At 68.4% G+C, this 13,445-nt stretch carries 13 protein-coding genes; 5 read left to right on the top strand and 8 right to left on the bottom strand.

Annotated features, from left to right (window positions below; genetic code table 11):
- The first annotated feature begins 71 nt into the window (after positions 1 to 71).
- From H6844_00925 to H6844_00905, 5 genes are all read left to right on the top strand, one after another.
- Positions 72 to 1,292 carry a CoA transferase gene (locus H6844_00925; protein ID MCB9927969.1) on the top strand — a complete coding sequence of 407 codons (1,221 nt, stop codon included), beginning with the start codon at positions 72 to 74 and terminating at the stop codon, positions 1,290 to 1,292.
- Positions 1,289 to 2,479: a CoA transferase gene (locus H6844_00920; protein MCB9927968.1), complete on the top strand. Its 1,191-nt coding sequence runs from the start codon at positions 1,289 to 1,291 to the stop codon at positions 2,477 to 2,479. The genes H6844_00925 and H6844_00920 overlap by 4 nt, the downstream gene beginning before the upstream one ends.
- A gap of 1 nt (position 2,480) precedes the next feature.
- Entirely contained in the window at positions 2,481 to 3,626 is a 1,146-nt protein-coding gene (locus H6844_00915; GenBank protein MCB9927967.1) for a CoA transferase, read from the top strand.
- A gap of 22 nt (positions 3,627 to 3,648) precedes the next feature.
- Positions 3,649 to 4,464 (top strand): phytanoyl-CoA dioxygenase family protein, encoded by an 816-nt coding sequence (locus H6844_00910; GenBank protein MCB9927966.1) that lies wholly within the window; start codon positions 3,649 to 3,651, stop codon positions 4,462 to 4,464.
- Between the two features lie 114 nt (positions 4,465 to 4,578).
- The gene (locus tag H6844_00905; GenBank protein ID MCB9927965.1) at positions 4,579 to 4,935 is read left to right on the top strand and encodes a hypothetical protein; all 357 of its coding nucleotides are present in this window, start codon (positions 4,579 to 4,581) and stop codon (positions 4,933 to 4,935) included.
- A 102-nt stretch (positions 4,936 to 5,037) separates the two neighbouring features.
- Here H6844_00905 and H6844_00900 read toward each other — a convergent pair whose 3' ends face one another.
- From H6844_00900 to H6844_00865, 8 genes are all read right to left on the bottom strand, one after another.
- Positions 5,038 to 5,472: a CBS domain-containing protein gene (locus H6844_00900; protein MCB9927964.1), complete on the bottom strand. Its 435-nt coding sequence runs from the start codon at positions 5,470 to 5,472 to the stop codon at positions 5,038 to 5,040.
- Between the two features lie 140 nt (positions 5,473 to 5,612).
- On the bottom strand, positions 5,613 to 6,623 hold the full coding sequence (locus H6844_00895; protein MCB9927963.1) for an NAD(P)/FAD-dependent oxidoreductase: 1,011 nt from the start codon (positions 6,621 to 6,623) through the stop codon (positions 5,613 to 5,615).
- Positions 6,624 to 6,670: 47 nt separating this feature from the next.
- The gene (locus H6844_00890; protein ID MCB9927962.1) at positions 6,671 to 7,588 is read right to left on the bottom strand and encodes a ParB/RepB/Spo0J family partition protein; all 918 of its coding nucleotides are present in this window, start codon (positions 7,586 to 7,588) and stop codon (positions 6,671 to 6,673) included.
- A complete protein-coding gene (locus H6844_00885; protein ID MCB9927961.1) occupies positions 7,588 to 8,388 on the bottom strand; it encodes a ParA family protein in 801 nt (266 codons plus the stop codon). The genes H6844_00890 and H6844_00885 overlap by 1 nt, the downstream gene beginning before the upstream one ends.
- Before the next feature lies 1 nt (position 8,389).
- Positions 8,390 to 9,010, bottom strand: coding sequence for a 16S rRNA (guanine(527)-N(7))-methyltransferase RsmG (rsmG, locus tag H6844_00880; protein ID MCB9927960.1), 621 nt, complete (start codon positions 9,008 to 9,010; stop codon positions 8,390 to 8,392).
- A gap of 41 nt (positions 9,011 to 9,051) precedes the next feature.
- Positions 9,052 to 10,914, bottom strand: coding sequence for a tRNA uridine-5-carboxymethylaminomethyl(34) synthesis enzyme MnmG (gene mnmG, locus H6844_00875; GenBank protein MCB9927959.1), 1,863 nt, complete (start codon positions 10,912 to 10,914; stop codon positions 9,052 to 9,054).
- Between the two features lie 69 nt (positions 10,915 to 10,983).
- A complete protein-coding gene (gene mnmE / locus H6844_00870) occupies positions 10,984 to 12,330 on the bottom strand; it encodes a tRNA uridine-5-carboxymethylaminomethyl(34) synthesis GTPase MnmE (GenBank protein MCB9927958.1) in 1,347 nt (448 codons plus the stop codon).
- Between the two features lie 78 nt (positions 12,331 to 12,408).
- Positions 12,409 to 13,128 (bottom strand): hypothetical protein, encoded by a 720-nt coding sequence (locus tag H6844_00865; GenBank protein MCB9927957.1) that lies wholly within the window; start codon positions 13,126 to 13,128, stop codon positions 12,409 to 12,411.
- Positions 13,129 to 13,445: the final 317 nt, after the last annotated feature.

Raw genomic sequence — 13,445 nt, 5'->3', positions numbered from 1 at the left:
GCCGCGGACGCGACGACAAGGATAAGGCCACGTTCGCATCAACCCCTTTCTGGAACCTGGACCCGGTGCCGATGACCCGAACCGCCGCCCCGCCGCTGGCGGGCAAGCTTGTGCTCGACTTTACCCGCGTGCTCGCCGGCCCCTGGGCCGCCCTCAACTTGGCCGACCTGGGCGCGGAGGTCGTCAAGATCGAGCATCCCAAGACCGGCGACGACACCCGCCATTATGCCCCCAGCCCCGACCATGGCGGCGAGGCCGGCTATTTCCTGTTCGCGAACCGCAACAAGCGCTCGCTCGCCCTCGACATCGCCAAGCCGGAGGGCCAGGCGGTGGTGAAGCGGCTGGCGGCCAAGGCCGACATCCTGATCGAGAATTTCCGCCCGGACGTGATGCAGCGCCAGGGCCTGGACTACGACACCCTGAAAGCCATCAATCCCCGCCTGGTCTATTGCTCGATCTCCGGCTACGGCCACGCCTCGCCGCTGAAGCTGGTGGCCGGCTACGACCCGGTGGCCCAGGCGGAAAGCGGCATGATGTGGATGACCGGCGAGGGTGACGGCGACCCGCTGCGCACCGGCATCAGCTATGCCGACATCTTCACCGGCATGTTCGCCACCCAGGCCATCCTGGGGGCGCTGCTGGCCCGCAACCGGGACGGCGTCGGGCAGCATATCGACCTGGCCCTGCTGGACAGCGCCATCGCCGTCACCGCCAATTACGGCCAGGTGGCACTGATGACCGGCGCCAGCCCAAAGCGCTATGGCAACGGCCATCCCTTCCTGGAGCCGTTCGGCCTGGCGGAGACCGCGGACGGTCAGATCAGCGTCGTCATCGGCAACGAGCGCCAGTGGGAGCGCTTCTGCAAGGACGTGGTGGAGAAGCCGGAATGGCTGACCGATCCGCGCTTTGCCACCAACGCCGCCCGCATGGAACACCGCGACACCTTCCGGCCCTTGCTGAACGCCATTCTCGCCCAGGACACGCGCGAGAATTGGATCGCCAAATTCCGCAAGGCCGGCGTGCCCGCCGGATCGGTGCGCGACCTGTGCGAGGCGCTGCACGCGCCGGAGGTGCGGGCGCGCCATCTGGTGGCCGAGGTGGATCATCCCCGCGCCGGGCGGCTGGAAATGGTGACCTCGCCGATCCGCTATAGCGAGACACCGGTGGCAAAACCCGTCCCGGCCCCGCTGCTGGGTCAGGATTCCCGCACCGTGCTGGCCGACCACGGCTTTGCCGCCGACGAGATCGCTGCCCTCGCCGCCGCCGGCATCATCACGGGAGAGAGCGCATGAGCCCGCCGCTCACAGGCATCCGCGTTGCCGATTTCTCGCGCGTCATCGCCGGGCCGCTCGCTTCCATGCACCTGGCCGATCTCGGCGCGGACGTGGTCAAGATCGAGCATCCGGTCGGCGGCGACGATACCCGCGGCTACACCCCGCCGGACTATCACGGGCTTTCCGGCGCGTTCCTTTGCTACAACCGCAACAAGCGCTCCATCGCGCTCGACCTCTCGGTGCCGGAAGGCCGTGCGACGGCGCGGGCGCTGATCGACGCGGCGGATGTGGTGATCGAGAATTTCTCCACCGGCGTCATGGCCAAGTTCGGGCTGGACTATGAGAGCGTGCAGCGCCCGGACCTGATCTATTGCTCCACCTCGGCCTATGGCCGCACCGGGCCGTTTCAGAAGCGGCTCGGCTACGACCCGGTGGTGCAGGCGGAAAGCGGCTTCATGTCGCTGACCGGACACCCGCACCAGGAGCCCGTGCGCACCGCCATCCCGATGGTGGACGTCTCCACCGGGCTCACCGGCGGCGTCGGCGTGCTGGCCGCGCTCTACCACCGCAAGCGCACCGGCCAGGGCCAGTTCCTGGAAGTGCCGCTGTTCGACACCGGCTTTGCCCAGACCGGCCTGCACGCCACCGGTTATCTGCTGGACGGCACGGTGCCGGAGCGGCTCGGCAATGGCGATTATTTCCTGCATCCGGTCGGCCGCTATGCCTCTGCCGACGGCGACATCGTCCTGGCGGTCGAGACCGACGCCCAGTTCCGGGCGCTGGCCCAGGCGCTGGGTCTTTCCGCGCCATCGGACTGGGGGACGAATGCCGGCCGCATCGCCGACCGTGCCAGGGTGGACCGGGCGCTGGCGGACGTGCTGGCGCCGCTCACCCGGTTGGAAGTGCTGGTGGCGTTGCAGGCCGCGGGCGTGCCCTGCTTCGAGGCCCGGGAAATCCCGGAAGCCTTCGCCGACCCGGCCGCCTCGCAGGCGCTGGTATCGGTGCCGCACCCGGACCTGGGCGAGGCACCCGACATGCCGAGCCCGATGCGCCTGGAGGGCAGCCCGGCCCGCGCGCCGCAAGGGGCTCCGCTGTTGGGGCGCGATGCGGCGGCCGTTCTGCGGGAATGGCTCGGCTATGACACCGAACGGGCGGCCCGCTTGCGCGCCACCGGCGCCATGGGCGCGGCAGAGGAGGCGGCGTAACATGGCTTCGATCCTGGACGGCATCACCGTTGCCGACTTCACCGCCGGCGTTGCCGGCCCCGCCGCCACCCAGATGCTGGGCGACCTTGGCGCCACCGTCATCAAGGTGGAACCGCCCGGCGGCGACCCGGTGCGGGCCTGGCCGGGGCCACGGCTCACCAATGGCGACTCCGCGGCCTTTCTCGCCCTGAACCGCAACAAGCGCTCGCTGGTGCTGGACCTTGCGACCGAGAGCGGCCAGCGCGCCGCCCGGACCCTGGCCGGGCGGGCCGACGTGGCGGTCATTGACTCCCCGGACGAGGCCATGGCCGCCCTCGGCCTGGGTGCCGACGCCCTGCGCGCCGCAGCGCCGCGCCTGATCCATGCCGCCATCGACCCGACCCTTCCGGACGGTTCCGTCGGCCGCGACGCGCTGCACCAGGCGGCCAGCGGCTGGGGCGCGATCAGCGGCCTGCCGGAAGGGCCGCCGGCCAAATCCGGCCTGCCGATGATGGAGCTGACCGCGGCCAACAGCCTGGTTCAGGCCATCCTGGCGGCCCTGATCGCCCGCGAGGAGTCCGGCACGGGCCAGGCGGTGAGCGTCGGCCTGTTCCGCAATGCGCTCGCCATGACCTATTTCTATGGCATGAACTACCGCATTTCCGGCGACCCGCCGACGCGCCACGGCAACAGCAGCCCGGCCGCCGCGCCCATCGGCGTGTTTCAGGCGAGCGACGGCCCCTTGCAGATGACCCTCGGCGGCGAACGGGTCTGGCGCAAATTCGTCGACGCCATCGTCCATCGGGCGGACTGGCTGGATGACCCGCGCTATGCCACCAACTCCGCCCGGGTGCAGAACAAGGCGGCGTTGGTCGCCGAGATCGAACAGGCCTTCGCCACCCAGCCCCGCGACCAGTGGGTCGAGGCCATGCGCGGCGCCGGCGTGCCCGGCGGGCCGATCCGCACCATCGGCGAGGCGGTGGATTCGCCGGAAGTGCGCGAGCGCGGCCTGGTCGGCACGGCCCCGCACACGGCCGCGGGAGAAATCCCGGTGGTCCTGAACCCGATCCGCTTTGCCGCAACCCCGGTGCGTTCGCCCCAGGGCGCACCGCTGCTGGGCGAGCACACGGCGGCGATTGCCACGGAGTTCGGCCTCGCCCTCGACTGATCCCCGGAAAGGAGCCCTGCCCATGCAACTCACGTCCGAACAAAGCGCCGCCTACGACCGCGACGGCTTTTTGCTGCTGCCGAACCTGCTGGATGCGGGCGAGGTGGCGCTGCTGCGCGCCGAAATCGAACGGGTCGCCCGGATCAAGGCCGAAGAGGTGAAACGCGAGTCCGACGACGGTCCGCCCAAGATCATGCTGGGCCTGCACCAGCCGGACCGGGCGGTCAGTTCCGAGGCCATGGCCGCATTGGTGCGCCTGCCGCGCACACTGGGCGTCGCCCGGCAGGTGCTGAAGGACGAGGCGCTCTATCTGCATCACACCAAATGCAACCTGAAAACCTCCATCGAGGGCTCGGCCTGGCCCTGGCACCAGGATTTCGGCTCCTGGCAGCTGGACGGCATTCGCCGGCCGGACATGACCACGCTGATGGTGAGCCTGGACACCGCCGAGGAGATCAACGGCTGCCTCTATTTCCTGCCCGGCAGCCATCGGGAAGGCCGGCACGACGCAGTCTATGACACGTCGACCGCCTATCACCTCTATGCCGTGCCGCACGCGGTCACGCGCGAACGGATCCGGAAATACGGCCCGCCCGTCGCGATCACGTCGAAGCCGGGAGACGGCGTGATTTTCGATTGCAACCTGCTGCACGCTTCCGGCCACAATCTCTCCGCCGACAACCGGTGGCAGATCTTTCTCTGCTACAACACCTGCGCCAACCGACCGGAGGATATTCCGGATCCGCGGCCGGCGTATGTGCGGGGGAGAGACTGGGATAACCCTCTGAATCTCTGTGACGATACCGACCTGCGCGCACTGGCGCGCCACGCGGCCTGACGCCGCCGCCCGTCCAGCGAACACAAACCGCTGACGGAAACGTTATTGGTTTCAACCCGCCCGGCGGGCGATAGTGGCCATGGTGCGTTCTAGTTCGATCGTGAGGAGGCCATCATGGCTCTGAACAAGCGACTAGACACAGTGTTGCGTTGGAGTGCGGGTGTCGTCACGGCCGCGACAATCGCCGTCATGGGCAGTGCGCCTGCCAAGGCCGATGTCGATCTGCACGTGATTTTCGATTGGCCGGTCGGCGTCCTGCTGGCGCCGGACCATTATCGGTATCGCGCGCCGATCCGGGACCATTACCGGTACTATGCGCCTCGCCCCCACCAATACCGGGTGCGCGAAGACTGGCGCGACGGCCGTCGCTACCATCGCCACCGGCGGGACGAATGGCGTGGACGCCACGGCCGCGGTCGCCATCATGACGGTCACGGGCGCTTTCGCCATCCGGGCGACCGCGGCCGGTAGTCGAAGCTGGCTCCATCGTCCATCGGCGATGGAGCCACGACCCATTTGGGGGACCGGACCGCATAAAGGCTGTCAGGTTCCGGCGGCTCGCCGGAAATTGCGTCAGGCGTTGGCGGAAATATAGCGCTGCATGGCCTCACCTTCGCTTTCCAACTCGCTGATACGAGCCTTCACCGCATCGCCGATGGAAATAATCCCGGCCAGATGCCCGTTTTCGATCACCGGCAGATGGCGCACGCGCCGGTCGGTCATGACCCGCATTAGCGCGTCGATGTGATCGTCCGGCGAGCAGGTGATGATATCCGTGGTCATCAACGATTCCACCGGTTCGTCCAGCACGCTGACGCCCCGGGTTGCAATCCCGCGCACGATATCCCGCTCCGAAACGATGCCAGCCGGCTGGCCGAAAGAGTCATGCACCAACACCGCACCGATTCGCGCCTCGGTCAGCAGGGTGGCCACGTTGACCACCGGCTCCGCCGCCGGAACCGCCGTCACGGTGCTGCCCTTGGTTTTCAGGATTTGCCGAACGATCATGCCAGACACTCCTTTCGTCAGCGTGGCGGTGATAACCTCGCGCTGTCGCCGAAGGACGGCTCGGGGGATGGTCCCTCGACACCGATAGTGTGCGGCATTTCATCGCTTTCCGCAAGACAGAAGCGAAAGGGCCCTTCGTCTCAGCCCGGCACACCCTTGGTGGTGGAGTATTCGAAGTGCAGAATCTCGTCCGGGCGTAGCAGCGGGTGAATGGCATGGGCCGCCATGGCCGCCTCGCTGAAGCCGGTCAGGATCAGCTTGAGCTTGCCCGGATAGGTCGCGATATCGCCGACGGCGAACAATCCCGGCCGGCTGGTGGCGCAGGTCGCCGCATCGACGGCGATATGCTTGTGCTCCAGCGCCAGACCCCATTCGGCAATCGGCCCGAGATCCATGGACAGGCCGAAAAACGGCAGCAGCACATCCGCCGGCACGCTGCGGGTCTCGCCTTTCAGGGTCTGCACGACCACGGCCGACAGCTGACCCCCGGCGCCTTCGAGGCCGGCCAGTTGATACGGCACCACCATCTCGATCTGCCCGTCCGCGGCCAGTGCCCGCAGGCGGCGCTCGCTTTCCGGGGCAGCGCGGAACTTGTCGCGGCGATGGACCACGGCCACGGACGCGGCGATTTCCGCCAGGGAAATGGCCCAGTCGACCGCGGAATCGCCGCCGCCGGCGATCACCACCCGCTTGTCCCGAAACGCCTCGCGCCGATCCACCAGATAGAAGACGCTGCGGCCCTCATAGTCGGCAATCCCCGCGAGCGGCGGCCGGTTGGGGCCGAACGCGCCAACGCCGGCGGCAATGATGACCGCGCCGGCTTCGACCCGCGCGCCGGCCGCCGTGGTCAGCGCCCAGCGGCCGGTCGGCAATTCTTCCAGGCCCGTGACCGGCGCGCCCAGATGATACACTGGCTCGAACGGCGCCGCCTGTTCGGCCAGCCGGTCGATCAGCTGCTGCGCCTCGACCATGGGATAGCCGGGGATGTCGTAGATCGGCTTTTCCGGGTACAGCGCCACACATTGGCCTCCAACGGCCGACAAGGCGTCGATCACATGGCAGCGCAGGCCGACCATGCCCAGTTCGAACACCGCAAACAGGCCCACCGGGCCGGCGCCGATTACGGCGACATCGGTCTGATGCACGGTCATGACACGGGTCCTCTAGTGGCGACTGGCCGCCGATCTCCGGTCCAGTCTCAGTTCATGCGCCCATGCAGCAGGGCCAGCAGGCCATCCAGCTGCTCGAGCGAGCGATAGTGCAGCGTCAGCGAGCCCTGACTCCGGTCCTTGACCTTGAGCGAGGCTTTCAGGCCCAGCGCTGCCGTGAGTTCGTTTTCGACCGCGACCACATTCGGGTCGCGCAGGGTGCGGCTGACCACTTTCGGCGGATCGGCGGCGGTTCCCGCCTGTACCAACCGCTCGGCATCGCGCACGGTCAGGCCCTCGCGCACGATCCGTTCGGCCAGCGCCTCCGGGTCGGCAAGGCCGACGAGCGCGCGGGCATGGCCGGCCGAAAGCCGCCCATCCGCCACCATCTCCCGCACCTCCGGCGGCAGGCGCAGCAGGCGCAGCATGTTGCTGACCTGCGGCCGGCTGCGGCCGACCAGGTTCGCCACCGCATCCTGGGTCAGGCCGAACTCCTCGGTCAACCGTCGGTAGGCCTCCGCTTCCTCGATCGGCGAGAGATCGGCCCGTTGCAGGTTTTCGACCAGGGCGAGGCCCAACGCCTCCCGGTCAGAAATCTCGCGCACCAACACCGGCACGGCGTCAAGCCCGGCCCGCTGCGCCGCCCGCCAGCGCCGCTCGCCGGCGACGATTTCGTATTGCGGCGCCCGCGAGGCCGCGGCCGGATCGGGTCGGACCCGAACCACCAAAGGCTGAATCACGCCGTGCGCTTTCAGCGATTCCGCCAATTCCGCCAAGGCCGCTTCATCGAAATGGCGCCGCGGCTGCACCGCCGACGGTGCAAGCCGTCCGACCGGCACGGACACGACCCCGCTCGGAGCCGCTGCAGCAGACACGTCGCCCAGAAGCGCGGCCAAACCCCGACCCAACGGCTTGCCGCGGCCACCGCCGGTCCGGCCGGCGGGTTTTGGGGAGGGATTGTCGGCCATCATCCCGTCCTTTGCTGCCAGGCGCGATGCCGCGCCAGAAACTCATCGGCCAGTGCCGCATACGCCTGGGTGCCGGCGCAGCGGGGATCGTACAGCGCCACCGGCATGCCGTGCGACGGCGCCTCCGACAGGCGCACATTGCGCGGGATCTCCGTCGCATACACCAGTTCGCCCAGATAGCTGCGGGCGTCGTCCACCACCGCAGCACAGAGATTGTTGCGGCGGTCGACCATGGTCATGAGCACGCCGTCGATCATCAGGCCGGGATTGATGCGGTCGGTCACCGTCTCGACCGTGCGCAGCAGATGGCTGAGGCCCTCCAGCGCCAGGAATTCCGCCTGCAACGGCACCAGCAGGCTGTCGGCCGCGGCCAGCGCGTTCACGGTCAGAAGGCCCAGCGCCGGCGGACAGTCGATCAGCACCACGTCCGGTCGGCGGGTCGCCAGAAACCCATTCAACTGCTGCAAAACCTCACGCAACAGCAGTTCGCGGCCACGGCTTTCGGACAGTTCCACCTCGATCGCCGCCAGGTCCACTGTGGCCGGCACGCAGGTGAGGCGGTCCACGCCGGTCGGCATGACGGCCTCCGCCAGCCCACATTCGTCGCACAGCACGTGATAGACATTGCGCTGGCGTTGCTGCCAGCCCATGCCCAGCGCGGTCGACGCATTGCCTTGCGGGTCGAGATCGATCACCAGAACCCGCTCGCCTGCCAGTGCCAGCGCCGCGGCCAGGTTCACGGCCGTGGTCGTCTTGCCGACGCCGCCCTTCTGATTGGCGATGGCGACGATGCGGGGCATTTCAGGCGAGGGCATGCGGACGGCGCGGCTCCAATGCGGTGACAGTGACGATCGCAGCCTCGGGGTCGGTGACGCTGGGCGTCGCCGACCAGGCAAAAGCCCAGTCGCGTTCCGCCGCGGCGATCTCCTCACGCCAGGACTGCCCTTTCAAGAACACCAAGCGGCTGTCAGGGTCAACCAGCGGTGCCGCCCAGGCCAGCAATTGCTGCAGTGCGGCACAAGCCCGGGCCGTCACCGCCGCCACCGGCGCCAGACCGGACAGGGCCGGGTCTTCGATACGGCAGGCATGAATTGTCACGTCGGTTCCGGTTTGGGCGGCCACATAGCGCAGAAAGCCGGCCTTTTTCCCGTTGGCCTCCACCAGATGCACCGGATTGCAACCGGCCATGGCCAGGACCAGGCCGGGAAAGCCGCCGCCGCTGCCAAGATCCACCACGGCCCGGCCGTCCGGTTCCGGCAACAACGGCAAAATCTGCCAGCTGTCGAGAAAATGCCGGTGCCAGAGCGAATCGAGCGTCGAAGGTGCCACAAGATTCGTTTTCCGCTGCCAAAGCCGCAACTGCTCGGCATACACCGCCAGCCGGCCGGCCACCGCGTCCGACACCGGCCGGATCGCCCGCATGGCCGCCAGCGCCGCCGCGTCGGGAGAAGGATCGCGCCCCTTCACGCGGCCGAACGCCCCGGCCGCCGTTTCACGTGACGCAGCAAGGCGATGAGACCAGCCGGCGTCATCCCCGGAATCCGCCCGGCCGCACCCAGGGTCGCCGGCCGGGTCCGTCCCAGCTTCTGGCGCTCTTCGGTGGAGATCCCCGCGACCCGGCCATAGTCGAGGTCGAGCGGCAACAGCAGATCCTCATCCTGACGATAGCGGGCGATATCCTGGGTTTCGCGCTGCAGATAGCCCTCGTAATGCGCCTCGATCGCCAACTGATCGAGGATCGGTGGCGAGATGTCACGCAGCGCGGGCCAGACCGCCCGCACGCGCTCGGGCTCGGTGCGATGGCGGCCCAGAATGTTCCAGGCGGTGCGCGTGCGGCCATCGGCTTTCTCGGCCAGGCCGTGCAGGGCCAGCTCGGCCGCGGTCACGGTCTCGGCCTGAAGTCGGGCCCGACCCTCCGCCAGCGCGTCGCTTTTCGCCTGAAACGCGGCCGCACGCTCGGACCCGACCAGGCCCAGGGCCAGGCCGCGCGGCGTCAAACGCTGGTCGGCATTGTCCGCCCGCATCGAGAGGCGATATTCGGCGCGCGAGGTGAACATGCGGTAGGGCTCGTCGACGCCGCGGGTCACCAGATCGTCGATCAGCACGCCCAGATAGCCGTCGGCGCGGTCGAACACCACGCCTTCCTGGCCGCCGGCGCGGCGTGCCGCGTTCAGGCCGGCGATGAGGCCCTGCGCCGCCGCCTCCTCATAGCCGGTGGTGCCGTTGATCTGGCCGGCCAGGAACAGATTGGCGAGGCGCTTGGTCTCCAGCGTCGGCCCCAGCTCGCGCGGATCGATGAAATCGTACTCGATGGCATAGCCGGGCCGCACCATCTCGACCCGTTCCAGCCCCGGAATCGTCCGCAGAAAGGCCAGTTGCACCTCCTGCGGCAGCGAGGTGCTGATGCCGTTCGGATAGACCAGATCGCTCTCCAGTCCTTCCGGCTCCAGGAAAATCTGGTGGTGCTCGCGGTCGGCAAACCGCATCACCTTGTCCTCGATCGAGGGACAATAGCGCGGGCCGGGCCCGGCGATCTTGCCGGCATACATGGCCGTGCGATGCACATTCTCCCGCACCAGCGCATGGCCGGCCGGGGTGGTGTGCGTGATGTGGCAGGGGATTTGCGGGTTCTGGATGGCCGCCGTCAGGGTCGACAACGGCTGCGGCGGGTCGTCTCCCGGCTGCAACTGACAGGCGTCATAAGCAATGCTGTTGCGATCGAGCCGCGCCGGCGTACCGGTTTTCAGGCGGTTCAGATGAAACCCGGCGGACAGGAACGCCTCCGACAAGCGGTTACTGGCGGGCTCCCCGAACCGGCCGGCGGGGGTTTGCCTCTCGCCGATATGGATGATGCCGCGCAGAAACGTGCCGGTGGTGATCACCACGGCGGCGGCGCGGATTTCGAGACCGGACTCGCAGACGATCCCGCCGACCGCATTCGCCGTGCAGATCAACGCAGCGGCAGGGTCGGCGATCACGTCCAGGTTCGACCATTGCCGCAAAAGGCGCTGCACCGCCTGCCTGTACAACACCCGGTCGGCCTGGGCGCGGGGGCCGTGCACCGCCGGGCCCTTGCTGCGATTCAGCAGGCGAAACTGGATGCCGGCGGCATCGGTAGTCCGTCCCATGACGCCGTCCAGCGCATCGATCTCGCGGATCAAATGGCCCTTGCCGACGCCACCCATGGCCGGATTGCACGACATTTCACCGATCGTGTCGGCGCGATGGGTCACCAGCGCGACCCGGGCCCCCAGGCGCGCCGCCGCCGCTGCGGCTTCGGTGCCGGCATGGCCGCCGCCAACAACGATCACGTCATACTTCAACAGACCCTGGTCCTTATCGTTGGGCGGTGCCGATCCACCGAGGAACTCCGCGTGTTTCACGTGAAACCCCGGTTACTTGCCGATGCAGAACTCGCGAAAAATGATGTCCAGCATGTGCTCCACATGGGAAGCGCCCACCACCTGATCCAGCGCCCGAATAGCATGATCGAGCGCCGATGCCAAAATCTCTTCGGAAACGCCCGCTTCCTCCCACAGCGCCAGGGCGTCCACCGCCGCGGCGAGCGCGGTCTGATGTCGGGTGCGCTGGATCACCGCGTGCTCGCCCCGGCTGGCCAGCGCGCGCGCCGTGTCGAGGATCAGCTGCCGCAGCGCATCGATCCCGCATCCGGTCGCCGCCGCGCCGGCCAGTGCTCCGGCGGGGGCATCCCGTTCGGCGAGATCGGCCTTGTTCCAGAACACGACCGTCCGGTCCGCCGGCAGGCCGTCATCGGCCATCCGGGCCATGGCGGTCGGATCGCTGAGGTCGCGCACCTCGATACAGAGGTCGGCCCGCTGCATCGCCGCTTTCGCACGCCGAACCCCCTCGGCCTCGATGGTGTCGGCGGTTTCCCGCAAGCCGGCGGTGTCGGCAATGATGACGAGATGGCCGGCCAGATCCAGGGTGATTTCGACCACGTCGCGCGTGGTGCCCGCCACCGAGGAGACAATGGCCGCCTCGCGGCCGGCGAGCGCGTTGAGCAGCGTGGACTTGCCGACATTCGGCGCGCCGACAATGGCGACCCGCAGGCCGTCGCGCACCGCAAAGCCCGCATCGGCATCGGCCAGGGCCGCCCGCATCGCCTGCGCGACCGCCGCGACGGACGACCGGGCGTCGCCAATCAGGTCGTCCGGAATATCCTCGTCGACGAAATCGATCAGGGTTTCGGTGAGCGCGCGGGCCCGCAACAGCCGGTCGCGCCAGTCGAGCAATGTGCGATGCGCCTCGCCACCCGCCGCCGAAAGCGCCTGGCGCCGCTGCGCCGCCGTGCGGGCGCGGACGAGGTCGGACAGGCCTTCCACCGCCGTCAGATCCAGCTTGCCATGGTCGAATGCCCGCCGCGTGAACTCGCCTTCCCGTGCCTGGCGGCAATGGGGTTGGCGCAGGATCGCCGCCAGCGTGTCGGCGACAATGGCCGGGCCGCCGTGGAGGTGCAGTTCGACCGTATCCTCACCGGTAAAGCTGTTCGGCGCCACAAACCGTACCGCCAGGGCGCGATCCAGCAATTCGCCGGTGTCCGGATCGTGGAGCGCCCGCATCGCCATACGCCGCGGCTCCGGCAAAGGTGGGCGGGTCAGCACCTGCAAGACAGCGAACGCGGCCCCGCCCGACAAACGCAGCACGGCCACCCCGGCCGGCGGATTGCCGCTCGCCAGGGCAACGATGGTGTCAGAGGAAGCGGACAGGAATTCGCTCGGCATCGGGATTGTCGGCAAGAAAGCACGGCTGCGGCGCCCCTCTTATCGTGCCGGGCAGGGAAAGTCACCGGACAAGGAAAATCACCGGGCCATACGCAGCGCCGGCGGATGGCGCTCGGCGGGCGTTTCGGGGCGCTCGTCCTGCCAGGGCTCCGAACGCAACCGGCCGTTTCGCCAGCGCAACAGCCAGGACGCACGGCCCCCGCCGCCCCGGATACCCCAGGACCCGCGGCACCTGAGCAGATCCAGGCGCCAGCGGCATTCGCCGGCGCTGACCGACGCCGTCGCTGGCACGGTCTGCAATTGCCAGCGGCTATGAACGAAGCCATTGCCGACGCCGTCGCTGGCGGAACGAAGCGCCAGAACCGCCGTATTGCTTGCTTCTGCAGCCAGTTGCAGGCGGCGCGCGGCCACGGCCGGTAACCGGCCAAGCTCGACGACCAGCACGGCGGCAGCCGCACTCCGGGCCGTTTCTTCCGTCGCCCACAAGGCTTCACCGTCGCTAGCACTCTCAACGAACAACAGCCGGTCCACCGCCACGCCAAATCCGGCCAGACCGAGCGGGTAGGGCCGGCCCGCCAAATCCGCCTGTCGCAGCGCCACCCTCCGGTTTGAACACCAGACGGCCGGTCGCCGTGCCGGGTCCGTTTGCATCAGCCGGCCGAGCAACACGGCGGCAAACGCGGCGGCAGCCCCATCGCCCCGCCGATCCCGACCCGGCCCCAGGATTTCGTGCACGGCGCCTCGCCGCAGCCCACCCTCCGGCAGGGCGGAATCCAGAGACGGACTGTCGAATGTCACGAGAGTCCTTGCCGCCGCGGCATCCGCCAGTCCCGCAGCGGTCGTGGTGAGACCTCGCATCGCAGGCCCCAGCTCCGCCAAGCGGCGAAGCCCTATCCTGTGTGTCTCTGCCGTCATCGTCATCGACCATAATCGCCTTATGTTCGATATACGTTCTATCTGCTTGATGACGGCAAAACAAGGTGTCGCGCGGGCTCCGACGGCGATCGGCGGCGATGACTTGAGCCAGAGTGCAGTACCCCACGCCGTTTGCCGCCGCCGCCTGATCAATCTTCAAACAGAGCTTCCCCAGATGCTCCATCGCTCCCTTGTGCCAC

The organism is Alphaproteobacteria bacterium, assembly GCA_020638555.1.
Classification (GTDB): Bacteria; Pseudomonadota; Alphaproteobacteria; order Bin95; family Bin95; genus JACKII01.
The sequence above is the reverse complement of the archived record's forward strand: the minus strand, read 5'-3'. Positions and strand labels throughout refer to the sequence as shown.

Excerpts from the sequence above, each read along its gene's own strand:
- H6844_00925 (MCB9927969.1), top strand. The coding sequence starts at position 72 with ATGACCCGAACCGCCGCCCCGCCGCTGGCGGGCAAGCTTGTGCTCGAC.
- H6844_00900 (MCB9927964.1), bottom strand. The coding sequence starts at position 5,472 with ATGATCGTTCGGCAAATCCTGAAAACCAAGGGCAGCACCGTGACGGCG.
- H6844_00905 (MCB9927965.1), top strand. The coding sequence starts at position 4,579 with ATGGCTCTGAACAAGCGACTAGACACAGTGTTGCGTTGGAGTGCGGGT.
- H6844_00895 (MCB9927963.1), bottom strand. The coding sequence starts at position 6,623 with ATGACCGTGCATCAGACCGATGTCGCCGTAATCGGCGCCGGCCCGGTG.
- H6844_00915 (MCB9927967.1), top strand. The coding sequence starts at position 2,481 with ATGGCTTCGATCCTGGACGGCATCACCGTTGCCGACTTCACCGCCGGC.
- mnmE (MCB9927958.1), bottom strand. The coding sequence starts at position 12,330 with ATGCCGAGCGAATTCCTGTCCGCTTCCTCTGACACCATCGTTGCCCTG.
- H6844_00920 (MCB9927968.1), top strand. The coding sequence starts at position 1,289 with ATGAGCCCGCCGCTCACAGGCATCCGCGTTGCCGATTTCTCGCGCGTC.
- H6844_00910 (MCB9927966.1), top strand. The coding sequence starts at position 3,649 with ATGCAACTCACGTCCGAACAAAGCGCCGCCTACGACCGCGACGGCTTT.
- rsmG (MCB9927960.1), bottom strand. The coding sequence starts at position 9,010 with ATGCGGGCGATCCGGCCGGTGTCGGACGCGGTGGCCGGCCGGCTGGCG.
- H6844_00890 (MCB9927962.1), bottom strand. The coding sequence starts at position 7,588 with ATGGCCGACAATCCCTCCCCAAAACCCGCCGGCCGGACCGGCGGTGGC.
- H6844_00885 (MCB9927961.1), bottom strand. The coding sequence starts at position 8,388 with ATGCCCCGCATCGTCGCCATCGCCAATCAGAAGGGCGGCGTCGGCAAG.